Genomic DNA, 24,167 nt, shown 5'->3' with positions numbered 1-24,167 from the left:
AATGTTTTCAGGAAATAATATTATACAAGATTTCAAACATCATATCCTCATAATTTGTGACGTTTTTCCAAACATTTTTCGTCCATTTATGAAAAAAGTGATATCAATCTATGAACATACGGATATGATGTAATAAGTACACAAATAAAGGGGGCGTCTAATGATTTATTTTTTAATGGCTCTCATTCACCTCATTATCCCTGCACTTATTGGACTTTCATTGTATTGGTACACGAAAAATCATAGTATTTTCTACGCTGTCCTCGGTGTTCTTCTTCCAGGTATTATTCTTATCACACTCTTCCGTATTCCATTTTTAAACTTAATTCCACTTATTACTGCTATCTTATTTCTCGTCTTCTTACCAAAAATAAAAAAATAGGAAAGCAGATCATAGGTGATCTGTTTTCCTATTTTGATATAGGTTCCCCCGCAGTAGAATGAATTTTCACTTTCTCCGATTTCACAAACCATAGACCGAAGAAAATAATAATTCCACCGATTATTTGTTGAAATGATACATATTCATTTGCCCATATAGCTGCAAATAAAACAGCTACAAGTGGCGTTATATACATATATACCATCGTATGTGACGCGCCAATTTTTTGAATACCAACATACCACATCACTAAACCAAATACTGTTACAAAGAAAATGGAATATAGTAAAGCGAATAGTGTCATTCCATGTGTAATGTGAAATGGCATTATAAATACATGTGGTCCACTTAACAATAAAAGCGGAATCGCGCCAACTAATGCTGACCATGCGGTAACACGTAGTGCTGAATATTTTTTAATTAATGGACCTGCTAAAACAGGATAAAGCCCCCAGCATATTGATGTAATAAGTCCAATTCCGTTACCATAAAAAGAACTAGCAAGCGAATGCCCTGCTACTAAAACTAATGCAGCACCACAAAAGGCAATTATAGAACCGATGAGCTTTCGAGAAGAAAACTTTTCTTGTTTCAAAAAAATAGCAAATACAGTTGTAAAAATAGGTGAAATAGAAATGAGTAAAGAGGCATTTGTAGCGGACGTATATTTGACAGTTTCCATAAATAACGTTTGATACAGTACAATACCTACAACACTAACGATGATTAATCTAGGTATATCCTTTCGTTCCATATAAACCGACTTTTCAATAAAAAATGTAAGGAGTAACATAAGCGGTGCCGCCGATATCATCCGAAGTGCAGTAAACTCAATTGCTGTAAATTCTAAAAGTCCATATTTAGCAATCGTAAAATTAATCCCCCAAATAATAACGACTGCTAAAATTAATAACTCAATCCCCCATCTTCTCATGCATATCCCCTCCGCAAATAAGATTATACAGAAAATTCAATCATATGTACATTTCATTATGTGAAAAAACCTTTGTATTGTATGGAGAGGTTTTCTTTGTTTAGTACATGAAAATATATCAGCGATTTTTTAAATATAGCGACTTAGACAATAAAAAAAGATGGTCCAAAAATATTTTGGACCATCTTTTCTTTCTTACACTCGAACGTGTAACTTCATATTTGGATTATAAAATTGGCTTGGGCTCTTCAGCTGAAAAGTTCCTCCAACTTCATGCCAATCAACTGTTAACTTATCATCCATAAATACAAGCTTTGTGCGATCTGCGATAAAATTCATTGCGCTAGATTCGATATCCACATCGCGCTCATCTTTTTCTGCTACAGCTACTAAATCGATAATTCCGCTCATTACACAACCGCAACCTTCATTATCGTAAAATAACTTTATATATTTCGCTTCATTTGGAATCGTATCCATAATCTTTTTATATGCTGCTTCTGTTACAGTAACGTACATATGTTAATCTTCATCCTCTCTTCTCATATCCTTCATACATTGTACCACCATTTTCTCTTAAATTTATATACAGAAAATTAAGACTAATATACAATATATGTAATAAAGGAGGTTGTATCACTCATGTTCAAATTACTGCGATACCCCATCTTCTTAAGCCTACTCGGTAGCTTTTTTATTTCTAGCGGAATGCTATTACAACATATACTTCCTTATTCTCCTTCTATTGGTTGGATTGTAGGCTTTATTTTTTTCCTAACCGCTTCTTATTTTGCTATGAAAAAATAAGAAGGACTTTAAGATTTATTTGCAGCTTAATTTTGACTTAGGTGTTACTTTCGGCCCACAAGAGAAACGTTGGCTCTATAACGATTCAACTCTCCTCTCTATTTTAAAATCTATACACAATACGATTGAACACACAAAAATATAGAATTCATAATATGTATATAGTGGTTCTATTTTTAAAACTAGTTTTTCAAAATATAGAAAGGAGAACATACATGTACCCACGTAATTGTTTTAGTTGCGACGGCAGACGCAATAGTAGTTCTAACGGAAACACCGGGCCCACTGGTAGCACCGGACCTACTGGAAACACTGGCTCTGCCGGCATCACTGGACCTTCTGGCATCACTGGACCCACCGGTATCACTGGACCCACTGGCATCACTGGACCCACCGGTATCACTGGACCCACTGGCATCACTGGACCCACTGGCATCACTGGGCCCACTGGAGCTATCGGCGCTACTGGGGGTACAGGAGCTGGTTTACAAAGTACTACCGCCTTTAGTCTAGCAGCCGCTCCCACCTATAAAAAAGGACAAGTTGTCACGTATACGAGCAGCGGCTATGTTGTAAAAAAAGATGCACCTCAAGGATTTCCGAATGTATCTCCAGATTATATCGTATTAGTAGAAAGCGGACCTACTGGCATCACCGGGCCTACTGGATTTACTGGGTCTACTGGTAGTACCGGACCTACTGGCATTACCGGGCCTACTGGCATCACCGGGCCTACTGGATTTACCGGGCCTACTGGCATTACTGGACCTACTGGATTTACTGGGTCTACTGGTAGTACCGGACCCACTGGCATTACTGGATCTACTGGGTCTACTGGTAGTACCGGACCTACTGGCATTACTGGGCCTACTGGATTTACTGGTTCTACTGGTAGTACCGGACCCACTGGCATTACTGGATTTACTGGTAGTACCGGGCCTACTGGATTTACTGGGTCTACTGGGTCTACTGGTAGTACCGGGCCTACTGGCATCACCGGGCCTACTGGCATTACTGGGCCTACTGGCATTACTGGGCCTACTGGCATTACCGGGCCTACTGGCATCACCGGGCCTACTGGCATCACCGGTAGTGCCTCATCGAAAAGTATTGTTTTTCAAGGAACAAATGCTGGTTTTCAACGTATAGCGGGTTCTCCTGGAATTGACTCCAATGTTATTCCATATGTCACTGCTGGAGCCGGTAGTATAGTTGGCTTCGCTGCATCTATAAATGTAAATAACTTACCTGCTGCTGTTTATACGATTAATATTTGCAGGAATGTTCCAACAAACCTCACTGCCCCTACCTCTAGTTACATCCTATCTACTCTTACTTTAACTACCACTGACAAAATTACAGGAACTATAGTATTTTCAATTAAACCAACGGATACTGTATCAGGACAAATTCAAGTGTTTAATCCTAATCCAGCAGTAGGTCCCGCTACTGTAACTTGGACTAGCATTACAACTGGAAACTCAGTTTCGAGAGGAGATGCTATATCCCTTTATATTACCCCTGGAATTACTGCGAGTGCTGTATATTCTATTTTTTTAATCACTGATATATAGCCCTTACTAAAAAATAATTTATTTAACAAAAAAAGACCCGAGATTCGGGTCAGCAAATAGAAATACAAATGAATTAAAACAAATAACAGACAAGTTTAGTATATACTATCATTGTAAACTTATCCGTTTTTTGGATTTCGAATTATATACACTATGTTAATATAATTAACTCGCCTACCTTTATCAGAATGCCTTACTCTCATCCACAATAAAAAAGGGAGATCACTCTCAAATAAGTAATCTCCCTTTTAAAATTTTTTTCATTACATTGGCAATACAATCTTCACAGTCGTTCCAACCCCAACTTCACTTTCAAAACTCATTTTACCGTTGTGGTCTTTAATAATTTTTTCTGTAACTACTAAACCTAAACCTGTTCCCGTTTCTTTCGTTGTGTAAAAAGCTTCATTTAGCTTCGGAATTTTGTCTTTTGGAATACCGCAACCTTCATCCTTAACTTGAACAATGATTTCATCTTCTACAGTCACTTTAATCGTAATCGTTCCGCCAACTGACATTGCTTCAATTGCATTTTTAATTAAATTAAAAAATACTTGCTTTAATCGTTTTTCATCGCATGTAATCGATGGTATGTCTTTACTATAAATACCTTGTATGTGCACTCCTTGCTTTAAAGCAGGCTTTCCCATAACTCGAATAACATAAGCGATAATTTCTTCTATATTATGAACTTCTGATTCTAGTGATTTAGATTTCTCAAATCCACTAAGTTCTGTAGCGATTGTATGAATTCGTTCTACTTCTTGTTTCATAATATCACTATATATTTTATCCTCAGGATATTTATTTGCTTGCTTATTAACAAATTTATCTAAATTAGCTAGAGGTCTTCTAATTTTGTAACCGATAACTGTAGCCATTTTCCCAACAGTTGCTAGCTTTTCTGTTTGTTGTATTTCTTTATCCATCATCTCAAGCGTACGAACGTAAGATTGAAACCTTAAAAACATAATCCAGCATATGATAGTAAATACGCTATATAATGCCATCGGGATTAAAACGAGTGACGAGTGAATAATGATTCCTATAAGAGCGTATTTCCCAACAAGTATACCAGTAACTAACCAAAAATACCTTTTGTTCACAAAGAGTGGGGCAAATAAAATAAAAAATCCTTCTACTATATTCCCACCATCAAACTCAGCATCACTACCGTAGTAAATCATAAAATTATGGATAAAATCTAATAGGTTATATCCAATTAGAATAATATATTTCACTGCAAATGGATTCTTCCATTTCATGAAGTATACTCCAATACAAAACAAAATCACCATTAGAAAATAAAGCCATAAACCTAAACCATCTTCAAATTGTCCTACTCCTTCTTGCTCTCCTCCTATTAAAGGTACAATAAATTCGTAGGCAAGATCGTATACAAAAAATATAATGAAAAATAAAATTAAAAATATTTTCAGTGCCTTCATTTCTTCATTTTTAAATATATCGTCTTTATTCATATCGTAACTCCTAGCTTTTCTCCCTCTTGAATTTCATTATTTCCACGTTGCTTCGGGAGCATAATATCTATTCTAGTTCCAATATCTCTTTCACTTGAAATATGTAATTCACCAAGATGCTGCTCAGTAACAAGCCGATTCGCTACAGTAAGTCCTAGGCCAATTTTATCTTGTTTCGTTGTATAAAAGGCCTCTTTAACACGAGCTAAATTTTCTTTCTTAATACCGTAACCATTATCAATTACACTTAGCATTACATAATCTTGTCCTTTGTTTTCTAACCGTAACTCTAATGTGCCACCTTGCTCCATTGCCTCCAAAGCATTTTTTATGACATATAGAAAGACTCCTCTTATTTTCCGCTCATCACATTCAACTTCTATCGTCTTTTCTTCCACATTAGAAATAAACTGGACGCTAGATTCATTCATTTTTTCGCGAACAATTTTTACTGCTTGTAATGCAATTTCACCTATATTATGTTTCTTATAAACAGAAGGTTTACATGTAGCAACTTCCATTAACTCACTTATCATATTATTCATATTTTCTATTTCAAATATCATCTGTTCGTAAATAGGGTCCTCCTCATGCTTCTCTCGTTGTAATTGCGTAAACCCTTTTAATGAAGCAAGTGGATTTTTAATTTCATGTCCCACTGTCGCTGCCATTTTTCCGATTACTGCTAATTTTTGTGATTCACTAGCAATCTTAATACTTTCCTTGACCGCTGAAAGGTATTGTATAAATCGATTTAAAATGATGTATGCCGCTATTAATACGAGTGTATACATAATGAGGAACATAAATCCTTTTACTTCCTTTAATACAAATAAATAAATAACATATTTCCCTACAATTGTCGAAAGTACAAACACAAAATATTTTTTATTTAAAAATATAGGTACAAAGAAGATGAAAATAATTTCTATTATATTTACTCCATCAAATGCCGCCTCATTATAAAGCATATACGAAAGTATATTAACGATTTCTATTCCTATGTATGCAAATACACATGCATATTTAACAAGGTTCGCTTTCTCTTTTTTTATTAAATATACATTCACACCGAGTATTGCAGTTCCGCAAATAACTTGCCATATTATGCTATGTCCCCTATCCGTTAATGATTTATTTTCTAATACGATTGCATAGAAAATTTGGTATGAAACAACAATGACATATAGCACCCATAAAAAAATTTTTGCATTCCTTTCTTCTTCTTTATATGATAGAAAACTTCCTTTCACTTCAACACCCCTTCAAAATAATATCTCGAAGAATACCATTTATTATAATAAATGATTTTCATAGACAAACAAAGATAAATCGAACATTTGAGGAAAATCATCCCAATAAAGCAGAGTGTCTTCAGGCTATATAAGCATAAAAGCTATAAACAATAATACGTATATTATGGGAGGTGTTTTATGTGGACGGCAAAAAAAATAAAAAAACAGAACAACTGGAATCCTTCACGCGTGAGAATGAAGGAAAGAAAATGACGACAAATACAGGTGTTACCATTTCAAATGATGAAAATACTTTAACCGCTGGTGATCGTGGTCCTACCCTTCTAGAGGATTTCCTAATGCGAGAAAAGCTTGCTCATTTTGACCGTGAACGAATTCCTGAAAGAGTCGTTCACGCACGTGGATACGGTGCGCATGGTGTTTTCGAGCTATATGAATCTTTAGAAGAACTAACAATGGCCCACTTTTTACAAGACCCTTCAAAAAAAACACCCCTTTTCGTTCGCTTCTCTGAAGTGGCTGGATCAAAAGGCGCGAATGAAACAAATCGAGATGTACGAGGGTTCGCCGTTAAATTTTATACAGAAGAAGGAAATTTTGATTTAGTCGGAAACAATATTCCTATTTTTTTCATTCAAGATGGCATTAAATTCCCTGATCTTATTCACGCCCTTAAACCTGAACCGCATAATGAGATTCCACAGGGACAAACAGCACATGATACATTTTGGGACTTCATCGCCAATAACCAAGAATCGGCTGCGATGATGATGTGGATTATGTCTGATCGTGCCATTCCAAGAAGTTTTCGAATGATGCAAGGGTTTGGCGTTCATACATTTCGCTTAGTGAATAAAAATGGAAAGTCACGATTCGTAAAATTTCACTGGAAACCGAAGCTTGGCATTCACTCATTAATTTGGGATGAAGCGCAAAAATTAGGTGGTGCTGATCCAGATTACCATCGCCGTGATTTATGGGAAAATATTAATGCTGGAAACTATCCTGAGTACGAACTTGGCATTCAAATTTTAGAAGAAGAGGATGAATTTAAATACGATTTCGATATATTAGATGCGACAAAAATTTGGCCTGAAGAAGATTTCCCTGTTAAAATCATCGGAAAAATGACATTAAATTGCAACGTCGATAATGTATTCGCTGAAACGGAACAAGTCGCACTTCATCCTGGAAGTATCGTCCGTGGTATTGATTTCACCAATGATCCGCTCTTACAAGGTAGGCTCTTTTCTTATACAGACACTCAATTGGCACGCGTCGGTACAAATTATCAAGAATTACCGATTAACCGTCCAGTATGCCCATTTCATAACAATCAAAGAGATGGTGCCTCTAAATATATAATTGATAAAGGAAAAATCGCTTACCATAATAATTCCTTAGCAAATAACACTCCTTACACTGTACCTGGTACAAAGGGTGGGTTCGTTACATATCCTTCCACTGTATCAGGGCATAAAACGAGAGAAACAGCCGCCAGTTTCAAAGATCATTTCTCTCAAGCACGTTTATTTTGGAATAGTATGAGTAACGTCGAAAAGGTTCATATTATGCAAGCCTTCTCCTTTGAATTAGGAAAAGTAAAAAGTAAATCAGTCCGTCAACAAGTCGTAAATATGATTGGACATATTAGTAGTGAACTAGCTACGTTAGTCGCTGAAGCGATCGGAGCAAAAGTCCCAAATATTCAAGAATCGGGCGTTACGAAATCATCGCCAGCACTCAGTATGGCAAATACGACATTTAGCCCTAATACATTACGAGTAGGTGTCATTGTTGCAAATGGATATGACGGACAAAACGCGCAATATATACTAAATCAATTCAAACAAGTTGGGTTGCAGCCAGTGATTGTTTCCGAACGATTAGGTATTGTACAAGGAACGCAAAATGTACGTTGGGACGTGAATGATACTTTTTTAACAGGATCCTCACTTCTTTATGATGGTCTACTTCTTATTGGAGGAAACCTCGATGAACAGTTTCTTAATAAAGCGAGTTCATTTGTCGTAGAATCATATAATCACTTTAAACCAATCGGTGCCTTCCAAAATGGATCTACTGTTATTCAATCTTTAAATATTAAAGGAAAGCCTGGTGTCTTAATAGAACAGAACCCTACACTCCTGGCGAATGAATTTATTAAAGCTATGACGAAACAACGCTTTTGGGATAGAGCATATGAATAGGTTAGGGGGATAATTTATGTTTGTTACCGTCGAGAAAGATGTGCATATTTTTGTGCAAGACGTTAATCCTGGGCCCGGTAGTAAAACCGTGTTTTTCGTTCATGGCTGGCCTTTAAATCATCAAATGTACCAATATCAACTCAATGTTTTACCACAGCATGGTTTCCGCTGTATCGCTATGGATATACGCGGAAACGGGCAATCTGATAAACCATGGACTGGTTACACATACGATCGTTTAGCAGACGATATCGCCATTGTTCTCGAAGCACTTCAAGTAGAAAATGCTACATTAGTCGGTTTTTCAGTAGGTGGCGCTCTTTCTATTCGGTACATGTCCCGCTACAATGGCCGTCGTATTTCTAAACTTGTATTAATCGATGCTGTTTCTCCCTCTTTCGTTAAAAATCAAGAATCTCCCTATGGTGTCCCAAAAGAACAAGCAGATACCCTCATTAATCAAATGTATGCCAATATGCCAAAATTTTTAAATGATGTATCTTTATCATTTTTCAATAGAAACTTAGGATCTGCTACGTTAGAATGGTTTTCTTATCTCGGCATGCAGTCTGCTTCCTACGCTCTCATCAAAATATTGCAAGCTGCCGCAAATGAAGATGTAACGAAAGATTTAAGTAAAATTAACGTCCCAACAAAAATATTCCACGGTATTCACGATCAACTTATCCCTTACAAAAGCGCTGAACTTACGCAAAAGCGGATTAAAAATTCTCAGTTACATCCTCTTACAAATAGTGGTCACGGCTCCCCGATCGATCAAGCGGATGAATTAAACGAAGAACTTATAAAGTTTTTGCATTCATAAAAATCTATACCAAATCGCTTCAATTGGAACGCATTTTTTGAAAAGATTAAAATTCACATATTTCTCACAAATCAATAAATAAAACGATTACATTTTCATTTATACTAAATGTACAGGTAATACTCCCTAAACCCAGCTTGTCTGGTTACCCCGTTAAATACTATAAAAAAAAGAACTTGTATCGTTATACAAGTTCTTTTTGTTTGTTCTATTTAAAAAGTATATCTTTACTATACTGCTTTCCAGCAAGTAAATCATATTGGATCATTTTATATTGCTCTAACATTTCTTTTTGTTTCTTTGTTAAATCTGTTATCTCTTCCCCATCTTTATTAACCTTTAACTCATCTTTAAGGACTGGTATTTCTTTATGCATTTCCGATAAAAATTGATAAAACGGTGATTTATTGATCCCTGCATAATCCAAAACAAGATTAGAAAAATAAATCGGACTTACTAAACCTAAATTGTCATTTGGCAAATCGAAATTTGCGTACATTAACAATGGTGTTTCTGACATAGCTAACCTTTCATTTATAGTTTCTTCATTCTCTATATATCCAGCTTCTTCATAGATAGCTTTATTTACCCCTAATATTGGTAAGTGATCTCCAAAGAAAACCAATATAGTAGGTCTTTCCAGCTCTTGAATTTGTTCTACTAAATATTTTAGAGCCTCATCAGAACGACGTACACCCTCAGTATATGTTTCTAATTCTGCCTTCGATCCCTCATCTGTTAATCCGCTAATTTCTATTTGCTTTTCTTCAAATCTTCCTGGATTGAATGGAAAATGATTTTGCATCGTAACTGCATGAATAAACGTAGGTTGCTTTCTCTTATTCAATTCCTCTATTATTTCTTTGCTAATAGATACATCGCTAATATAATCCCCATCTACCTCTACGTTGTTCATTGTATCTTCTGCATTGAAATTATCAATTCCTAAAACATTATATACATCATCCCGCTTATAAAATGATCTTCCATAAGCATGAATTGCATTCGTGTAATATCCATGTTTTTTCAATTCACTTGCGATAGACGGAATTTCTCTCTGCCCTGTCACCGCTTGTTGATATGGTATAGAACCTTGCTTTAAAAAGCTCATTGAATAGCTCGTTAACGCTTCAAATTCTGTATTCGCTGTGTTTCCCCCGAATACAGGAGATACTGTTTGTCCACCCGGAAAATTCTCAATATAGTGATGTAAATTCGGCACCGGATCCTCGCTAAATGACAGATTCATTAGCTTTGTTGGATCCCAAAAAGCTTCACTCATGAAAAATATAATATTTGGCTTCTCGGTCTTTTCTTTTTTCCCTACATTGCTTCCATATTGTTTCTTTATATTATTTGAAATTTGTAGCATAGTTTCTTTTGAATATTCTTCTGGCTTCTCAATGACAGTCGTGTCTAAGTTACTGACAAATCCTAAAACAAAACCATTATCAGCATAGTTTATATTTTGATTCCAAGCCACAAAGGTTACCCCATATTTTTGCAATACATTACTCATAAATGTATTAGGATAATTACTATATGCATACACCATAAACGTAGAAGCACATATGAAAATAATTCTCGTAATTATATTAGGCTTTATAACTGGAGTATGCTTTCGTATATACATAATTAAATATACAAGCAGGGTAATCCCGAATATTCCCAAAAATATATTCCACCAACTAAAATAGTCCATAACCATTGGTATAACAGACTGCATTTGAGTAATCTGTGTGAAATCAGATGGATAGAATGGATCTCCTCTAAAAATGAGTTTAAAATGGTTCACAATCCCAAAAACAATTAGCACCAAACTTATTATCGTGACGCTCAAAAAGATTCGTCCAAGTAAACTATACACAAAAACATATACCATATAAATAAATAATAAACTTAATATATACTGTCCATATCGCTCATAAACCCAGTTATTCACTGATACAAGACTCATATTCTCCTGCATCATAATATATATCCAATTTATTGCATGAGCAATTAAAAATAATAAGATGTAAGCTTGAATCGTCGGCCTAAGCTTATGACTAATGCCTTTATTCAAATGAATGATGTATAGTAGTACACTCCACAAAACAATAATGAGTATACTTAGCGGTATTTCCCCATTAAAAAAATCTTTAGTTCTCTGAAATTCGAAAGACCTTAACATAACAAAGAATAGCGTTTCTAAACAGATCGCCCACATTCCACTAAGAATGATAGAAATTAATAGATTCTTTCTCGGTCTCGGTTGCTGAGCCGAGAAACTAAAATGAAATTCATCTCTTCTTCGTCGCTGTGTAAAAACATTAAAACGCAATTTATTCCCTCTTTCCTTTACCCCTTCGTCTCGCATCAACGAACATGTTGTCCTATACAAAATAACATATTTGTATGCAGTTAGTCTCCCTATGTGTTTGTATTATACATGCGTATCCTTAATTTCTTCTTAAAAATATAGCTTCTTCATCTCTATATTCTAACAGCATAAATGAATGATGCTGTTCAAAATGATTAACATAAGAAAAGAACCTATCAACAATGACAGATTCTCCTTCATTTTAACAAATATAGGCATATTTATTACACAAGAGAATACATCCATACTTTCCATATAATACATACAAGTACGATAACTACAAAATCAAAAAGATCTAATCTCGGTCCTTTTTTCATATTCATCTCTAGCCACATATGAATCCATTTTATTTTTGTATATTTTTGAATGTTTTTCTTTGCAAATCGATAAACGAGTACTTGCATAATAAAAAATCCGACTACGAAAATGAACAAAAAAATAAGAAAATCGACCACAAAATTCCTCCCTATTTTTGCAGCGATTTTTCTACTATTTGATTTCTCAAAACCCACTCTTCAAATTGAGCACTTCCAAATTCCCAGCTAAGATCACGCGCATGTACAGAAAAAATGTAATGACCAGCATATTCGTCCATAAATCTACCTGTCTCAAGCTCATCTTTCTGAAGACCATATGCCCCAAAATTAAAATACACATCCCACACGTCTTCATTCCTCCGCTTATAAGCAATCGATTCCATATCACATTCTGTTCCGAAATAATCAAGATGTAAATGTACGCTATCATCATATTCGTAATCCATTTTATCACCCCTTATATTTGTACTTCTTTATCCCCCAAAAAATTCCTGCTATCTACACTCACATATGGGCACTTACCTACATATCATGCTTGTAGAGTGACTTCTAGGAGGTGTCATATAGTGAAAAAATTAATAGCTGTTTTTTGCATCATGTTACTAGCTGTTTTCACATTTGCTGCTTGCAGTAGTAAAAAGGAAGGTACGAAAGAACAAACGCAAAACATTCGCATCGGCGAAGTTACCCATTCTCTCTTCTACGCCCCGTTATATGTCGGGATTGAAAAAGGATTTTTTAAAGATGAAGGATTAAATATTGACCTCCAAACAACAGCTGGCGGAGATAAAACGATGACCGCCCTATTATCTGGCGGAATTGATATTGCTCTCGTCGGTTCTGAAACGTCTATTTACGTTCATCAACAAGGTGCAAAAGACCCTATCATTAACTTCGCACAACTTACACAAACAGACGGAACATTTTTAGTTTCGCGTAAAAAATTAGACTCTTTTAATTGGAATGACGTAAAAGGTGTTACGTTTTTAGGACAACGTAAAGGCGGCATGCCGCAAATGGTTGGAGAATACGTTTTAAAGAAAAATGGCATTGATCCCCACAAAGATACAAACTTAATTCAAAACATCGAATTTGCTAACATTGCAAGTGCCTTTGCATCTGGTACTGGGGAATTTGTACAGCTCTTTGAACCGACTGCAAGTATATTTGAAAAAGAAGGTAAAGGATATATTGTCGCTTCATTCGGAAATGAATCTGGTACTGTTCCGTATACAACGTTCATGGCAAAAGAAAGTTTCTTAAAGAAAGATAAAGCTGCTGCTGAAAAATTCACACGTGCTCTCTATAAAGCACAACAATGGGTTGATACACATAGTCCAGAAGAGATTGCTGACACCGTTTCTCCGTTATTTAAAGACACTTCAAAGGACATTACATTAAAAGTAATTGAACGTTATAAAAAGCAACATTCTTATGCAACAAATCCGCTATTAGATGCTGAAGAATGGAAACAGCTCCAAACGATTATGAAAGAAGCTGGCGAATTACAAAAAGAAGTTCCACATGAAGCGCTCGTCAATACAAAAATTGCCGAAAGCATTATTAAGAAATAGAGGCGAAGTGTATGAGTTTTTTACAAATACGTAACGTTTCTCACTGCTTTTTCGAAAAAGAGAATGCTAAATTGATTCTCGAAGACATGAGTTTACAAGTGGCAGAAGGCGAATTTATTTCTATACTCGGTCCAAGTGGTTGCGGCAAAACGACACTCCTCTCCATTATTGCTGGGCTGCTTGATCCAATTGAAGGCATCGTCTTTTTAGATGGTGAGCCTATTACAACGAAAACTTCATCTATGGGGTACATGTTGCAGCAAGATTACTTGTTTCCTTGGAAAACAATTGAAGAAAATATTATGCTCGGACTTCACACCCGAAAAATTTACAATGAACAGACGAAAGAACATACTTTACAGCTTTTAAAACAAGTCGGCCTACATGATGTAGAAGAGCAATACCCTCGTGAACTGTCCGGCGGTATGCGTCAACGTGCCGCTCTCGTTCGAACGTTAGCGACCGATCCTAAAATTTTATTGCTAGATGAACCATTCTCAGCGCTCGATTATCAAACGAAATTGAAACTAGAAGATCTCGTTTTCAACTTACTACGCAAATATAAGAAAACGTCACTACTCGTAACACATGATATTGAAGAAGCCATTGCGATGAGTGATCGTATTTATTTACTACAAGCGAATCCCGGGAAAATTGCAAAAACATTTATCGTCCCTGAAAGCATCCGTTCCTTATCACCGTTAGAATCACGCCATCATCACGACTTCCCATCCCTCTTCCAAGATATATGGAAGGAGCTGGAGCGAATTGGATAATATAAAGCAACTACATGAACAGTTTCAGAAAAAAGAACGCAAGCGCGCATGGTTAGCACGCTCACTGCAGCTTTTACTGCTCATTCTTTTCTTTTCACTATGGGAAATAGCTAGCAAAAAAGAGTGGATTGATCCTTTACTCTTTAGCTCTCCTTCAAGCATTTGGGATCTCTTCCTTAGTAAATGGATTGACGGTTCGCTTTGGGTTCACATATGGACGACATTACTTGAAACAGGAGTAGGCTTCATTCTTGGAACAGTGCTCGGCGCTATTATCGCTACTTTTCTTTGGTGGATGCCACTTCTCGCTCGCGTGCTCGACCCCTATCTCGTCGTCCTAAACGCCATGCCAAAAGTGGCACTTGGACCCATTATTATTGTAATCTTCGGTCCAAATATTTCTTCGTCGATTGCAATGGGGGTAATCATTTCCATCATCATTACCATTCTCGTTATTTACAGCGCATTTCAAGAAGTCGATTCTAACTATATAAAAGTGATGGACACCTTTGGCGCAAATAAATGGCAATGTTATAAGCAAGTCGTTCTCCCTGCATCCTTCCCAGCAATTATTTCAACGTTAAAAGTGAACGTTGGTTTATCATGGGTCGGTGTTATATTCGGCGAACTTCTCGTCTCTAAACAAGGTCTTGGCTACTTAATTAGCTACGGATTCCAAGTGTTTAATTTCACGCTCGTCTTACTGAGCGTACTACTCACCTGCGTCCTCGCAACACTTATGTATGTGTTTGTTGAGGCATTTGAAAAACTTTTAATTGGAAAACGAAAAAGAAGCTGACTTAGGACGATAGACTATAGTCAGCTTCTTTCTTTACCTTTTATCACACATCTTTGTTTCATTTGTAACGTTTCCATCCGCAACCGTAACTGTATGGAAACAATCTTTCACACGTACTGTAACGACATTTTCTTTTCGATCTATTACATGATAATCATCATACTTTTTATTTAATGCACTACGAATTTGCTCTCCTTCAAAAATCGGAAAACCGTGAGACATTACCCAAATGAGACCAGCAACCGCAAGAATCGTTTTCATACGTTTCATTACCTCCTTGAGAGTAAACTTATAGTCCCTACAATATGCGCATTATAATTGTGTCTAATTTGTGACATTTTTATACTAATTCTCTTTTAAAGCTTCAGTTCCTTCTTCTTTTTTGAAAAAAGACAGAATTTTCAATTTTATCAACATAAAAAACGCAAAGAACTAAAATTCTTTACGTTTTCTTGGCTAAAATATATACCTTTCATTATTGTCCGCTTTGTTGTTCTATCGTTTTTGAGATATCATCTAATCCCGACAACACTTCCGCTCTCATTTTTACAAGCTCAGGGAACTGATAGAAGAACGCAATTTTTTTATACTTTAACTCCGATCCTTCTTTCACCTTTTTTGAATCTTGCAACATAAATGCTGTAAACGTATCTGCAATATCTTCCGCTACATTTGTCGTTCCATACTGTGATACAAACTCCTCATGCTTTTCTTTAAAAAATTCAATTTGAGTTTCTTCACTTTCTTCCACTTTCTTTTCTGTCCACTCCTGCTCAATGTCCTTCCAGAAAGAGTTATAAAATTGATTAATATAAGATTTTCCCTTCGCACACCCCTCTTGTAAGAAAAGAGTTCCACAGTCATTTCGGTATGTTGAATTATCTTTATCTTCTTCAAAATCCTTTACATACTTTTCATCTACTGGTATTTGCTTATGCCCGAGTGTCAACACGTGAGCCGTCTCATGAATTAATGTTTTCATCACTTCATCGATATTTACCGCAGAATCAAGCGTATCTAAGCTAAGAATCCAATCTTTCGGATTCTCCATACTAGGCATAACGTGGGCAACAACGCCGTCATAACCGTCCGTTATTAAATCAAATTCTGTTATATTCCCGCGATATTTAGCTGGAATGAGAGTACGGTACATATCCCATAAGTCTTCATGATACCCTCTATCTTGACGCTGTTGTAGCACCTCTTCTTTCGCTTCTTTATCTTCAGCGAATACTTTATTTAAACGTTTTCGTTCTATTTTTTCAAAATAAGGATCTACAATTTCATCACCATCAATATAATAAGAAGCTAAAAAGAAATAATTTTCGTCATCCTCTTTTTTCTGCTCTGCCCCTTTCATATCCGCATTTTCATGCTCTTCTATATCATAATCTTCTACTGCTTCAAGCTCAGATAATCCATCTATTTTTTCATATACTTTTTGAAGTTTATTATCTCCTATTTCCACGCATTCTTCTTCTGTTTTACAAACTTCTTTTTCCTTCACACTCTTCATAGAACTATCGCATCCTGCTATTAAACCAATTGCGACGATCACCCCTACTAACTTGCCATACAGTTCCTTCATATAAACCTCCGTCGTTCCATTCTACAAAAATATCATAATCATTTTTTAACGAATATGCGATAATTAATTATACAAACTGTAAGGAGGTTTCCCATGATTCGAGCAATCTTATTCGACTTAGATGGAACACTATTAGATCGGCCCCAATCTCTAGAACAATTTATTCATGATCAATATAATCGCTTTGCCTCTCACTTAATGAACATAGAAAAATCAGATTATTGTTCTCGATTTCTTGAGCTAGATAATAATGGCTATACGTGGAAAGATAAAGTATATGCTACTCTCCTTTGCGAATACAACATTACCACTTTAACACCAGAGCAACTGCTGCACGACTACATTACAAATTTTCAACATCATTGTATCCCTTTCCAAAATATGCATGAATTACTCCAACGTTTAACACAGCAAAATATTAAAATTGGCATTATTACAAACGGCTTTACTGACTTTCAAATGAACAATCTTCGTGCACTAAACATACATACGTATACAAATACAATTCTCGTTTCAGAAGCGGAAGGGATTAAAAAACCACATCCTGAAATTTTCGAACGAGCTTTGCAAAAGCTAGACGTTAAGGCCGCAGAGTGTCTTTACGTTGGAGATCATCCAGAAAACGATGTGCTTGGTTCTGAACGAGTAGGGATTCTTGGTGTGTGGAAGAGAGATTTGTTTTGGAGTGACTTTGAACATCCACGTGTAGTGAATGATTTGTTGGAGGTGCTTTCGTTTGTAGAGATAGAGCTGAAAACAAAATAATAGTAAATAAATTACATCAGCGATTTTTGCAATATATCGACTTACCGAAAAAAAGTGACAACAACAAGAGGAGGTCGCTACTCTAGCGCCTCCCCTTCCTTTATTATTCATATACTGTAAACTGCGGTTTACTCGGATGATCTTTAACTTGCGCATCCTCTGGAAACTTTGATACTTTTTGATATAGGGCAATGTCACCTATACAACCTGCTGTTAGTAAAATCCCTAAAAATGAGATGGATTGCACGTTCGTAGCTAACCCAATTACAATTGGCAAAATTCCAGTTGGTAAAAACGGCAGCATTAACACTTTCTTCATTTGCTTTACTGTAATCGCCTGTTTAGAATGAGCATATGCAACACCTAATTTCCAATTAACACCCCATTTTAGTTCACTCCACGGAACATCACCGATATAGCGAAACCCTATTAAATGTATCGCTTCATGAATACAAACAAGAACAATCATTGCGATAATAAAAAGAAACAAGGTTGGTAACGTAATTTCAATTTGAAACTCACCTGAAAGAAGTGAATGTAAAAAACTAACTCCAATCGCCAGAGCAAATGCTATACAACATGAATAGAAATTTAATTTCCCCATCGAAACAGTAACAGTCGTTTCTTTTCTTTTATCCATCTTCCCCTCCTAAAATGTAAATATATCTTTACAAAATTGTATAATATACCCAAAATAATGTAAAGATATATTTACATTTATTCTTACACACAAAAAAAAGAAACCGGCCACTTTACTTCGTAAAACAGCCGATTTCTTCTATATGTTTCATCGTGCGCGCCAGTACATCGTCACGCATTATAAAGCTAAATTTTCTATCCGTTTTAATGTTATCAGGAATGTCTGTTAATAAAACAGATCCTTTCGTTTCTTCGTAATGCGTATGTTCTTCTACCGCACTAATTGTTGCAAAATAAATGTTTTTAATGATTATTTTGTCTTTTCCAGATACTTTATATTGTCCTAAGTAAGTTAAATCAGAAACTATGCCGCCGGTTTCTTCATGAACCTCTCGAACTGCCGCTTCTTCCGGTGTTTCCCCTAATTCTACTTTACCACCTGGAAATTCAAGACCGCGACGTAAATGATGCGTTAATAACCATTGATCCCCGTACCGGCATACAACCCAAACATGCTTTGGCTCAGGAGAAAATGGATAACGTTCAAACGATAATTGTACAGTATTGTGGTAATAATCTTTAAATTTGTACATGCCATTACTCCCCTATTGATGGTTACAAGTTTTTCCTACCACAAATTGTAGCATATTCTCGCTTTTCTGCATAATATTATCCAATTACAATCCATTGATTATTCCCATTTGCGCGACTAATTCTTTCGTCTCATGATTACCTAAATCGTAAATCATTTTATATGCTTTTTGTAGTTGTTCATCATATCGGTCATTATTCGAATCGTGATGATACTCAACAAATGGAACGTGAGAACGTACAAATGAACCTAAATCCTCTACATATGCTTGATCAAAATACTCTCTTAACTCCGTAATTTCCTCATCACTTGCGGAAATCTCAAAATTATACGTATCCGCCGTCTTCACTTGTGAAATTTGACCGTTTCCTATTGATATATAATATGTTTTTTTCGTCTCCATGTAACACCCTTCTTTCATCCTTTTAATTTCTATTGTTTTCATCAATTACAAAATTATGTAAAATAAAGAAAAGGAGGGATTCCATGTTCAAAATATTAATTATCGGTATTATAATCGTCCTAGTCATACTAGTACTCTCCGTCATGACGATTAATAAAGGCTACGCTTATAAACATTCTGTTGATAAGCCAGAAGATAACCCTTATACAAAAAACAGCAAGAAGAATTCATAATACGCTTCATATACTACTTATTTTAGCCCACATCATATTCAGTATTCGTTTACTGGCAGGTCAACATAACTTTCTACCACTTTCACAATCTCTATTAGGAGTTTTACTGTTTCTTATTACCATTGAACAAATAAGGAAAAAGGATTCAGGAACTAGATTTATTTGTATTGTTGCAGGTGCTTTCATTTAGATTGTTCTCATCATTACCTACATAAACTAGAAGGAGGGCTTTTATGTTAAAAGGCGTTCGAATTACTTTTGCACTTATCGCCTTATCTATAGCAATCTATGGATTTATTAGCGGTAACAGAGACATTATGCCTTACATGTTCATTTTCTTAGGGGCTATGGCTTTCACTATAGGTTTAGAGGAAATAAAAAAACAGAAACAATCTAGCAGCATACTTGCTTTCATGGTTGGAGCTGGTGCTTTACTGCTTGGCTTCTCAGAAATATTTCGGTAAATAATCTATTTAAAAGGTGGAGATTTGTATGCTAAAAATATTACGAATTGTATCGGCTCTTATCGTCATCGCTCTCGCTTTATCCGGAATGTTGACAAACGCACTTGTTACAATGCCTTATATGTTCATCGCCTTATCTGTTATGACCTTCATCATGAGCGCAGAAGAAAAACAGAAACAAAAGAAAGTACATAGTACACTCTCCTTCTTTTCTGGCGTATTCACTTTAATCGTTGCTATTGTTATTATTTTCTCTCGGTAACTTCTCTTTCTACTAAGGAGGGCTAAAATGCATATTAGACAAATACAACTCATCATCGTTTTTATTACTTTAATCTTATGCTTATACAGCACCTTTACAATGAACTTTCAAATCTTTTCACCTATCATTTTGTTCCTCTTTAGTTTATATGGCATTTTAGTAGGAATTGAGACGATTCAAAAACAGCAAAAACAAATTGGAACTATTAGCATCGGTTTAAGTCTTTTTACGATTGTTTTTGTTATTCCATTTATAATGTTCTTTTAAAGGAGGATTATATGTTAAAAAACATTCGAATTATAATAGCTACTATCGCTCTTATTCTCGCCCTATTCAGCTTCTTCGCAAACCTCTCTATGCTTTTACCATACGTTTTTATCCTTTTGAGTATTATGTTTATCCTTTTTGGAATCGATGAAATAAAAGAGCGGCAAAAAGCAAAAGCATTTGTTTATTTTCTCGGTTCTGCCTTTGTTTTATATGTTGGGGTGTCTAGTATACTTTCATAAAAAAGAAGAGCATGTTTTGCTCTTCTTTAACTCACCATTTTCAACCCAATAATCGTCCCCATAATTCCAACGATACAAATAATCCGAAAAGCATTTTTCGGCTCTTGAAAAAATAAAATACCGACAACTGCTGCCCCGAGCGTCCCAATTCCAGTCCAAACTGCATATGCAATTGATAACTGAATTTCTTGGAGCGCCATCGTTAAAAATTGAAAACTAATAATAAATCCACCTATTAAAATAATATTATTCGTCCAATTATTATCTTTTGCTACTTTCTTTATCCCAATTACACCGACAATTTCAAAAAGCCCAGCTATAATTAAATACATCCACGCCATTTTATTTCACCTCTTCCTTGTCGCCACTAAATTTCAATCCGATAATAAATAGTGCTAAAAAACAAACAAGGAAAATTTTAATAAACGAAAATGGCTCTTTAAAATATAAAATATCTACTACTATCGTTCCCACTGTCCCAATTCCAGTAAATACTGCATATGCCGTTCCAATTGGGATTCTTTTAGTTGCTTCAATTAATAGATGAAAACTAACTAAAATTGCAATAAGTGTCAAAATGCTCATCGAATTTGTTTTTAATCCTGTTGCCCAATATATTTCGATTAAGCCTCCAAATACTAAATACAGCCACGCCCTATTTGTACTAATCTCCTTTTTCTTTTCCACTCCTTCTTTTACCTCTTGTCGTGTTTCTTGCTTTAGCGAACTACGTTTCTTTTTCGGAAAAAAGATATACGACATCGCCCATATAAAATGAATAATGAGCACCGATGTCCAAACACTGATAATGGTATTAACAGTTTCATTTTTATAAAAGCCTATTTGTTTATTCAAAATTCATTCTTTCATATGAAGAATATAAGATCCACTTGGTAACTCTTGAGCTGGTACAAGCCCTATTAGAAAAATAAATAAAAGCTGCGCAAGAATGAAAATGCCCACATGTTTATAAAAGTATTGCCGCTCTAATCGTGCGTGCCCCTTTCCATATAGCTTCTCTTTTTGCATAGCTGTCATTTATCTTCCTCCTTTTTCAAATAATAATCTACCATTTCATCTATATATTTCATTGTTTCCGAATCAAGTCCATATACTTTTGCAATCTCCCCCTCTTCAGGTCTAATTAATTCCCAATACTTATTTATTAATTGTTCATCTTCTTGAAATATATGCATGGAAAAAGTCACTACTTTTTCCGCCAATTGTTGAACTTCTGGTGAATCTACTGGTTCATTTATACGCTCGCGAATTTCTCTTAATACTTGCAGCCACTCTTTCGTTCTTTTATCGTTTTCTTCAAATGTTGGTAAGCCCTGAATAATCTGCTGCTCTTCCTCATTAAAATATCTTTTCCAAAATTTCTCCCTCTGATCAATTCCCTGTACTGATTTTATAAATAACATTAAATCTTCTGTTCTAAGCTCTCCTGTTAATTCAATGGAATGAAATGCTGTATATAGTAGCTTTTCTAAATCCTGTAATCTTTTTACTTCCCCTTGTATTGTTTGAATTTCATTTTGAATCGCATTTTTCCATCTTCCTTCTTCTGAAATCCCCTTTTCTTCTTTTAATACTTCTTTTATTTCTGAAAGCTTAAAACCAAGCTTTTTAAAAGTTGTGATTTGCTGCAATGTAATTACATCATCTTTTGAATAGTAACGATATCCTGAATCAGCAACATAAGACGGTCTTAACAATCCAATTTCCTCATAATATCTAAGTGTTCTCGTCGTTACATTCGTTTCTTTTGAAATTTCGCCAATGCTATACTTATCCATCATTTCCTCCCTTTACTTACTTTATTTATCCCTACTATAAACTTTGACGTATACGTTAAAGTCAATACTCTTCATACCATACATTTCTACAAATAAAAAAACTGCCCTTTCACAGGCAGTTTTTCTTTCTATCCAAATACTTTCTCAAGTTCATCTTTATCTTGGCTTAACCAGAAGTTCATTAAGCGTTGTGCTCCTTCTAAGTCGTGAAGCTTCGCTTGGCCACATTGCGTTTCATTTGCAGCTGGAATTTCTGTAATTTGAACCGCATCTTTTAATGTCAGTTCTAATAAATCAATAATTTCTCGAACTGTTGGTGTTCCGCTTACTACAAGATAATATCCTGTTTGGCAGCCCATTGGTGAAATATCGATAATATCAAAATGCGGATAACGATCAATATATTTACGTAAATTGAATGCTAATAAATGTTCTAACGTATGAATAACATCTGGTTTCATTGCTTGTTTATTCGGTTGGCAAAAACGAATATCGAATTTATTTACAATACCGTCACTACCTACGTTGTGAACTCCGCAATGTCTTACATAAGGCGCCTTTACAATCGTATGATCTAATTCAAAGCTTTCTACTGATGGCATACAACATCTCTCCCGCTTTTAATTTAATTCCGTTATATCCAATATGATATAACGGAAATCAACATTAGTAAAGTATTATGTACAGTCGTGCTATAATACTTTAAGACTATGCTGAAAAGGAGACCATTATGAAACAGATTTTTATTGGCATTATACGGTTTTATCAAAAATTCATTTCTCCAATGACACCACCAACGTGCCGCTTTTACCCAACTTGCTCTCATTATGGATTAGAAGCATTTCAAAAACATGGTGCTCTGAAAGGATTTTGGCTTACATGTAAGCGTATATTAAAATGTCACCCTTTCCACCCGGGAGGATTTGATCCTGTCCCAGATAAAAAGGATGACAAAGTAAATTCTTAATTGTCGTAACCATTCACAACTAGATCTAATTTTCCTGTGTCAGGATCTATAACAAGACCGTGAACAGGTACTTCTTCAGGAAGTAATGGATGGTTGCGAAGTATTGATACGCTATGTTCTACACTTTCTTCTACACTAGAGAATCCTTGTAGGAATCTTTCTAAATCGATTCCAGAATAACGAAGTGTATCTAATTTCTCTTCTGTTATACCGCGCTCTTTCATCTTCTCAATTGTACTGCTTGCTTCAATTTTTGCCATACCACAATCGTGGTGACCAACTACACAAACTTCATCAGCACCAAGTTCATATACAGCAACTAAAATGCTACGCATAATACTCCCAAACGGATGTGAAATAACAGCGCCTGCTACTTTAATAATTTTCACATCACCGTTACGCATATTCATCGCTTTCGGTAATAATTCAACAAGACGAGTATCCATACAAGAGATAATTACCATCTTTTTGTTTGGAAATTTACCTGTTTCGTACTCTTCGTATTTTTTTTCTTCAACGAATTTTTCATTGTATTGTAAAATCTCTTCTAATGACTTCATAGTAAAGAACCCTCTTTTCTCTCATTTACATTACTTATATAGTGTACCAAAATTTAAAAACCTCAAAAAGGATATTACTTTATAGTGA

Annotated in this window: 34 protein-coding genes; 16 read left to right on the top strand and 18 right to left on the bottom strand. The window is 35.4% G+C overall.

Annotation, left to right across the window (positions count from 1 at the left end):
• Positions 1-160: 160 nt before the first annotated feature.
• Positions 161-382, top strand: a complete 222-nt coding sequence (locus tag AC1Q8N_RS07520; RefSeq protein ID WP_000639043.1) for a hypothetical protein — start codon at positions 161-163, stop codon at positions 380-382.
• A 28-nt stretch (positions 383-410) separates the two neighbouring features.
• Here the strand turns inward: AC1Q8N_RS07520 and AC1Q8N_RS07515 are convergent, their stop codons facing one another.
• Positions 411-1,316 carry a DMT family transporter gene (locus AC1Q8N_RS07515; protein ID WP_098068486.1) on the bottom strand — a complete coding sequence of 302 codons (906 nt, stop codon included), beginning with the start codon at positions 1,314-1,316 and terminating at the stop codon, positions 411-413.
• Positions 1,317-1,511: 195 nt separating this feature from the next.
• On the bottom strand, positions 1,512-1,835 hold the full coding sequence (locus AC1Q8N_RS07510; RefSeq protein ID WP_048540845.1) for an iron-sulfur cluster biosynthesis family protein: 324 nt from the start codon (positions 1,833-1,835) through the stop codon (positions 1,512-1,514).
• Positions 1,836-1,958: 123 nt separating this feature from the next.
• On the opposite strand from AC1Q8N_RS07510, the gene AC1Q8N_RS07505 reads away from it, so the two are divergent.
• Both AC1Q8N_RS07505 and AC1Q8N_RS07500 read left to right on the top strand, forming a co-directional pair.
• Positions 1,959-2,123 carry a hypothetical protein gene (locus tag AC1Q8N_RS07505; RefSeq protein WP_048540847.1) on the top strand — a complete coding sequence of 55 codons (165 nt, stop codon included), beginning with the start codon at positions 1,959-1,961 and terminating at the stop codon, positions 2,121-2,123.
• Between the two features lie 215 nt (positions 2,124-2,338).
• Positions 2,339-3,697: a collagen-like domain-containing protein gene (locus tag AC1Q8N_RS07500; RefSeq protein WP_493521152.1), complete on the top strand. Its 1,359-nt coding sequence runs from the start codon at positions 2,339-2,341 to the stop codon at positions 3,695-3,697.
• Positions 3,698-3,960: 263 nt separating this feature from the next.
• Here the strand turns inward: AC1Q8N_RS07500 and AC1Q8N_RS07495 are convergent, their stop codons facing one another.
• Positions 3,961-5,178, bottom strand: coding sequence for an ATP-binding protein (locus tag AC1Q8N_RS07495; RefSeq protein WP_098642339.1), 1,218 nt, complete (start codon positions 5,176-5,178; stop codon positions 3,961-3,963).
• Positions 5,175-6,431: an ATP-binding protein gene (locus tag AC1Q8N_RS07490; RefSeq protein ID WP_098076001.1), complete on the bottom strand. Its 1,257-nt coding sequence runs from the start codon at positions 6,429-6,431 to the stop codon at positions 5,175-5,177. Before AC1Q8N_RS07490 ends, AC1Q8N_RS07495 begins: the two co-directional genes overlap by 4 nt.
• Before the next feature lie 182 nt (positions 6,432-6,613).
• Here AC1Q8N_RS07490 and AC1Q8N_RS07485 point away from each other — a divergent pair, with 182 nt between their 5' ends.
• Positions 6,614-8,644 carry a catalase gene (locus AC1Q8N_RS07485; protein WP_098076003.1) on the top strand — a complete coding sequence of 677 codons (2,031 nt, stop codon included), beginning with the start codon at positions 6,614-6,616 and terminating at the stop codon, positions 8,642-8,644.
• A 16-nt stretch (positions 8,645-8,660) separates the two neighbouring features.
• Positions 8,661-9,470 (top strand): alpha/beta fold hydrolase, encoded by an 810-nt coding sequence (locus AC1Q8N_RS07480; RefSeq protein WP_098068483.1) that lies wholly within the window; start codon positions 8,661-8,663, stop codon positions 9,468-9,470.
• A 208-nt stretch (positions 9,471-9,678) separates the two neighbouring features.
• On the opposite strand, the gene AC1Q8N_RS07475 is transcribed toward AC1Q8N_RS07480, so the two are convergent.
• The 3 genes from AC1Q8N_RS07475 to AC1Q8N_RS07465 all read right to left on the bottom strand — a co-directional run bounded on the left by AC1Q8N_RS07475 (position 9,679) and on the right by AC1Q8N_RS07465 (position 12,595).
• Positions 9,679-11,829, bottom strand: coding sequence for an LTA synthase family protein (locus tag AC1Q8N_RS07475; RefSeq protein ID WP_141519941.1), 2,151 nt, complete (start codon positions 11,827-11,829; stop codon positions 9,679-9,681).
• Positions 11,830-12,056: 227 nt separating this feature from the next.
• Positions 12,057-12,287, bottom strand: a complete 231-nt coding sequence (locus tag AC1Q8N_RS07470; RefSeq protein ID WP_048541060.1) for a hypothetical protein — start codon at positions 12,285-12,287, stop codon at positions 12,057-12,059.
• Between the two features lie 11 nt (positions 12,288-12,298).
• Positions 12,299-12,595 carry a DUF3986 family protein gene (locus AC1Q8N_RS07465; RefSeq protein WP_098076007.1) on the bottom strand — a complete coding sequence of 99 codons (297 nt, stop codon included), beginning with the start codon at positions 12,593-12,595 and terminating at the stop codon, positions 12,299-12,301.
• A gap of 120 nt (positions 12,596-12,715) precedes the next feature.
• Here AC1Q8N_RS07465 and AC1Q8N_RS07460 point away from each other — a divergent pair, with 120 nt between their 5' ends.
• The 3 genes from AC1Q8N_RS07460 to AC1Q8N_RS07450 are packed head-to-tail and all read left to right on the top strand — an operon-like array spanning position 12,716 to position 15,298.
• Positions 12,716-13,723 (top strand): ABC transporter substrate-binding protein, encoded by a 1,008-nt coding sequence (locus AC1Q8N_RS07460; RefSeq protein WP_493521151.1) that lies wholly within the window; start codon positions 12,716-12,718, stop codon positions 13,721-13,723.
• Between the two features lie 11 nt (positions 13,724-13,734).
• Entirely contained in the window at positions 13,735-14,499 is a 765-nt protein-coding gene (locus AC1Q8N_RS07455; RefSeq protein ID WP_098047246.1) for an ABC transporter ATP-binding protein, read from the top strand.
• Positions 14,492-15,298, top strand: a complete 807-nt coding sequence (locus AC1Q8N_RS07450; RefSeq protein WP_088064640.1) for an ABC transporter permease — start codon at positions 14,492-14,494, stop codon at positions 15,296-15,298. Before AC1Q8N_RS07455 ends, AC1Q8N_RS07450 begins: the two co-directional genes overlap by 8 nt.
• A gap of 33 nt (positions 15,299-15,331) precedes the next feature.
• On the opposite strand, the gene AC1Q8N_RS07445 is transcribed toward AC1Q8N_RS07450, so the two are convergent.
• Positions 15,332-15,559 carry a hypothetical protein gene (locus AC1Q8N_RS07445; protein WP_000849118.1) on the bottom strand — a complete coding sequence of 76 codons (228 nt, stop codon included), beginning with the start codon at positions 15,557-15,559 and terminating at the stop codon, positions 15,332-15,334.
• Between the two features lie 214 nt (positions 15,560-15,773).
• Positions 15,774-16,886 (bottom strand): hypothetical protein, encoded by a 1,113-nt coding sequence (locus tag AC1Q8N_RS07440; protein WP_098642338.1) that lies wholly within the window; start codon positions 16,884-16,886, stop codon positions 15,774-15,776.
• 93 nt (positions 16,887-16,979) lie between these two features.
• Between AC1Q8N_RS07440 and AC1Q8N_RS07435 the strand changes: the two genes are divergently transcribed.
• Entirely contained in the window at positions 16,980-17,651 is a 672-nt protein-coding gene (locus AC1Q8N_RS07435; RefSeq protein ID WP_098642337.1) for an HAD family hydrolase, read from the top strand.
• Positions 17,652-17,754: 103 nt separating this feature from the next.
• Here the strand turns inward: AC1Q8N_RS07435 and AC1Q8N_RS07430 are convergent, their stop codons facing one another.
• The 3 genes from AC1Q8N_RS07430 to AC1Q8N_RS07420 form a co-directional block, all read right to left on the bottom strand.
• The gene (locus AC1Q8N_RS07430) at positions 17,755-18,291 is read right to left on the bottom strand and encodes a DUF3267 domain-containing protein (protein WP_098076013.1); all 537 of its coding nucleotides are present in this window, start codon (positions 18,289-18,291) and stop codon (positions 17,755-17,757) included.
• Positions 18,292-18,403: 112 nt separating this feature from the next.
• The gene (gene mutTA, locus AC1Q8N_RS07425; protein WP_000276386.1) at positions 18,404-18,883 is read right to left on the bottom strand and encodes an antimutator 8-oxo-(dGTP/GTP)ase; all 480 of its coding nucleotides are present in this window, start codon (positions 18,881-18,883) and stop codon (positions 18,404-18,406) included.
• Between the two features lie 84 nt (positions 18,884-18,967).
• On the bottom strand, positions 18,968-19,285 hold the full coding sequence (locus AC1Q8N_RS07420) for a hypothetical protein (RefSeq protein WP_000448410.1): 318 nt from the start codon (positions 19,283-19,285) through the stop codon (positions 18,968-18,970).
• Positions 19,286-19,368: 83 nt separating this feature from the next.
• On the opposite strand from AC1Q8N_RS07420, the gene ytzI reads away from it, so the two are divergent.
• Genes ytzI through AC1Q8N_RS07390 form a run of 6 tightly spaced genes read left to right on the top strand, consistent with a single transcriptional unit; the run spans position 19,369 to position 20,753 of the window.
• Complete coding sequence (gene ytzI / locus AC1Q8N_RS07415) at positions 19,369-19,518, top strand: YtzI protein (protein ID WP_000472802.1); 150 nt, start codon at positions 19,369-19,371, stop codon at positions 19,516-19,518.
• Positions 19,511-19,708, top strand: coding sequence for a DUF3953 domain-containing protein (locus tag AC1Q8N_RS07410; RefSeq protein ID WP_048541071.1), 198 nt, complete (start codon positions 19,511-19,513; stop codon positions 19,706-19,708). The genes ytzI and AC1Q8N_RS07410 overlap by 8 nt, the downstream gene beginning before the upstream one ends.
• Before the next feature lie 43 nt (positions 19,709-19,751).
• Entirely contained in the window at positions 19,752-19,982 is a 231-nt protein-coding gene (locus AC1Q8N_RS07405; protein WP_048541040.1) for a YczI family protein, read from the top strand.
• Positions 19,983-20,010: 28 nt separating this feature from the next.
• Entirely contained in the window at positions 20,011-20,244 is a 234-nt protein-coding gene (locus tag AC1Q8N_RS07400; RefSeq protein WP_098076017.1) for a DUF3953 domain-containing protein, read from the top strand.
• 27 nt (positions 20,245-20,271) lie between these two features.
• The gene (locus AC1Q8N_RS07395) at positions 20,272-20,511 is read left to right on the top strand and encodes a hypothetical protein (RefSeq protein ID WP_000548108.1); all 240 of its coding nucleotides are present in this window, start codon (positions 20,272-20,274) and stop codon (positions 20,509-20,511) included.
• 11 nt (positions 20,512-20,522) lie between these two features.
• A complete protein-coding gene (locus AC1Q8N_RS07390) occupies positions 20,523-20,753 on the top strand; it encodes a YczI family protein (protein ID WP_071721099.1) in 231 nt (76 codons plus the stop codon).
• A gap of 26 nt (positions 20,754-20,779) precedes the next feature.
• On the opposite strand, the gene AC1Q8N_RS07385 is transcribed toward AC1Q8N_RS07390, so the two are convergent.
• The 5 genes from AC1Q8N_RS07385 to luxS all read right to left on the bottom strand — a co-directional run bounded on the left by AC1Q8N_RS07385 (position 20,780) and on the right by luxS (position 23,154).
• The gene (locus tag AC1Q8N_RS07385) at positions 20,780-21,094 is read right to left on the bottom strand and encodes a DMT family transporter (protein ID WP_000312450.1); all 315 of its coding nucleotides are present in this window, start codon (positions 21,092-21,094) and stop codon (positions 20,780-20,782) included.
• A gap of 1 nt (position 21,095) precedes the next feature.
• Complete coding sequence (locus AC1Q8N_RS07380) at positions 21,096-21,608, bottom strand: DMT family transporter (RefSeq protein WP_493521150.1); 513 nt, start codon at positions 21,606-21,608, stop codon at positions 21,096-21,098.
• 3 nt (positions 21,609-21,611) lie between these two features.
• On the bottom strand, positions 21,612-21,791 hold the full coding sequence (locus AC1Q8N_RS07375; protein WP_493521149.1) for a hypothetical protein: 180 nt from the start codon (positions 21,789-21,791) through the stop codon (positions 21,612-21,614).
• Positions 21,788-22,552: a MerR family transcriptional regulator gene (locus tag AC1Q8N_RS07370; RefSeq protein WP_098076019.1), complete on the bottom strand. Its 765-nt coding sequence runs from the start codon at positions 22,550-22,552 to the stop codon at positions 21,788-21,790. The genes AC1Q8N_RS07375 and AC1Q8N_RS07370 overlap by 4 nt, the downstream gene beginning before the upstream one ends.
• 128 nt (positions 22,553-22,680) lie before the next feature.
• On the bottom strand, positions 22,681-23,154 hold the full coding sequence (gene luxS / locus AC1Q8N_RS07365; RefSeq protein ID WP_001141371.1) for an S-ribosylhomocysteine lyase LuxS: 474 nt from the start codon (positions 23,152-23,154) through the stop codon (positions 22,681-22,683).
• A 128-nt stretch (positions 23,155-23,282) separates the two neighbouring features.
• Between luxS and yidD the strand changes: the two genes are divergently transcribed.
• Positions 23,283-23,519, top strand: coding sequence for a membrane protein insertion efficiency factor YidD (gene yidD / locus AC1Q8N_RS07360; protein ID WP_000809334.1), 237 nt, complete (start codon positions 23,283-23,285; stop codon positions 23,517-23,519).
• Here the strand turns inward: yidD and AC1Q8N_RS07355 are convergent.
• Positions 23,516-24,079 (bottom strand): beta-class carbonic anhydrase, encoded by a 564-nt coding sequence (locus AC1Q8N_RS07355; protein WP_048541035.1) that lies wholly within the window; start codon positions 24,077-24,079, stop codon positions 23,516-23,518. The genes yidD and AC1Q8N_RS07355 overlap by 4 nt on opposite strands.
• Positions 24,080-24,167 lie beyond the last annotated feature (88 nt).

Source organism: Bacillus sp. GW823-FHT06B01 (genome assembly GCF_058952315.1).
This window is presented reverse-complemented; position numbering and strand designations above follow the sequence as displayed.

Coding starts and splice junctions, on each gene's coding strand:
- AC1Q8N_RS07375 (WP_493521149.1), bottom strand. CDS start 21,791: ATGACAGCTATGCAAAAAGAGAAGCTATATGGAAAGGGGCACGCACGA.
- AC1Q8N_RS07420 (WP_000448410.1), bottom strand. CDS start 19,285: ATGGAGACGAAAAAAACATATTATATATCAATAGGAAACGGTCAAATT.
- AC1Q8N_RS07475 (WP_141519941.1), bottom strand. CDS start 11,829: ATGCGAGACGAAGGGGTAAAGGAAAGAGGGAATAAATTGCGTTTTAAT.
- luxS (WP_001141371.1), bottom strand. CDS start 23,154: ATGCCATCAGTAGAAAGCTTTGAATTAGATCATACGATTGTAAAGGCG.
- AC1Q8N_RS07445 (WP_000849118.1), bottom strand. CDS start 15,559: ATGAAAACGATTCTTGCGGTTGCTGGTCTCATTTGGGTAATGTCTCAC.
- ytzI (WP_000472802.1), top strand. CDS start 19,369: ATGTTCAAAATATTAATTATCGGTATTATAATCGTCCTAGTCATACTA.
- AC1Q8N_RS07500 (WP_493521152.1), top strand. CDS start 2,339: ATGTACCCACGTAATTGTTTTAGTTGCGACGGCAGACGCAATAGTAGT.
- AC1Q8N_RS07405 (WP_048541040.1), top strand. CDS start 19,752: ATGTTAAAAGGCGTTCGAATTACTTTTGCACTTATCGCCTTATCTATA.
- AC1Q8N_RS07505 (WP_048540847.1), top strand. CDS start 1,959: ATGTTCAAATTACTGCGATACCCCATCTTCTTAAGCCTACTCGGTAGC.
- mutTA (WP_000276386.1), bottom strand. CDS start 18,883: ATGTACAAATTTAAAGATTATTACCACAATACTGTACAATTATCGTTT.
- AC1Q8N_RS07455 (WP_098047246.1), top strand. CDS start 13,735: ATGAGTTTTTTACAAATACGTAACGTTTCTCACTGCTTTTTCGAAAAA.
- yidD (WP_000809334.1), top strand. CDS start 23,283: ATGAAACAGATTTTTATTGGCATTATACGGTTTTATCAAAAATTCATT.
- AC1Q8N_RS07440 (WP_098642338.1), bottom strand. CDS start 16,886: ATGAAGGAACTGTATGGCAAGTTAGTAGGGGTGATCGTCGCAATTGGT.
- AC1Q8N_RS07370 (WP_098076019.1), bottom strand. CDS start 22,552: ATGGATAAGTATAGCATTGGCGAAATTTCAAAAGAAACGAATGTAACG.
- AC1Q8N_RS07515 (WP_098068486.1), bottom strand. CDS start 1,316: ATGAGAAGATGGGGGATTGAGTTATTAATTTTAGCAGTCGTTATTATT.
- AC1Q8N_RS07495 (WP_098642339.1), bottom strand. CDS start 5,178: ATGAATAAAGACGATATATTTAAAAATGAAGAAATGAAGGCACTGAAA.
- AC1Q8N_RS07355 (WP_048541035.1), bottom strand. CDS start 24,079: ATGAAGTCATTAGAAGAGATTTTACAATACAATGAAAAATTCGTTGAA.
- AC1Q8N_RS07385 (WP_000312450.1), bottom strand. CDS start 21,094: ATGGCGTGGATGTATTTAATTATAGCTGGGCTTTTTGAAATTGTCGGT.
- AC1Q8N_RS07480 (WP_098068483.1), top strand. CDS start 8,661: ATGTTTGTTACCGTCGAGAAAGATGTGCATATTTTTGTGCAAGACGTT.
- AC1Q8N_RS07390 (WP_071721099.1), top strand. CDS start 20,523: ATGTTAAAAAACATTCGAATTATAATAGCTACTATCGCTCTTATTCTC.
- AC1Q8N_RS07435 (WP_098642337.1), top strand. CDS start 16,980: ATGATTCGAGCAATCTTATTCGACTTAGATGGAACACTATTAGATCGG.
- AC1Q8N_RS07465 (WP_098076007.1), bottom strand. CDS start 12,595: ATGGATTACGAATATGATGATAGCGTACATTTACATCTTGATTATTTC.
- AC1Q8N_RS07400 (WP_098076017.1), top strand. CDS start 20,011: ATGCTAAAAATATTACGAATTGTATCGGCTCTTATCGTCATCGCTCTC.
- AC1Q8N_RS07510 (WP_048540845.1), bottom strand. CDS start 1,835: ATGTACGTTACTGTAACAGAAGCAGCATATAAAAAGATTATGGATACG.
- AC1Q8N_RS07520 (WP_000639043.1), top strand. CDS start 161: ATGATTTATTTTTTAATGGCTCTCATTCACCTCATTATCCCTGCACTT.
- AC1Q8N_RS07430 (WP_098076013.1), bottom strand. CDS start 18,291: ATGGATAAAAGAAAAGAAACGACTGTTACTGTTTCGATGGGGAAATTA.
- AC1Q8N_RS07395 (WP_000548108.1), top strand. CDS start 20,272: ATGCATATTAGACAAATACAACTCATCATCGTTTTTATTACTTTAATC.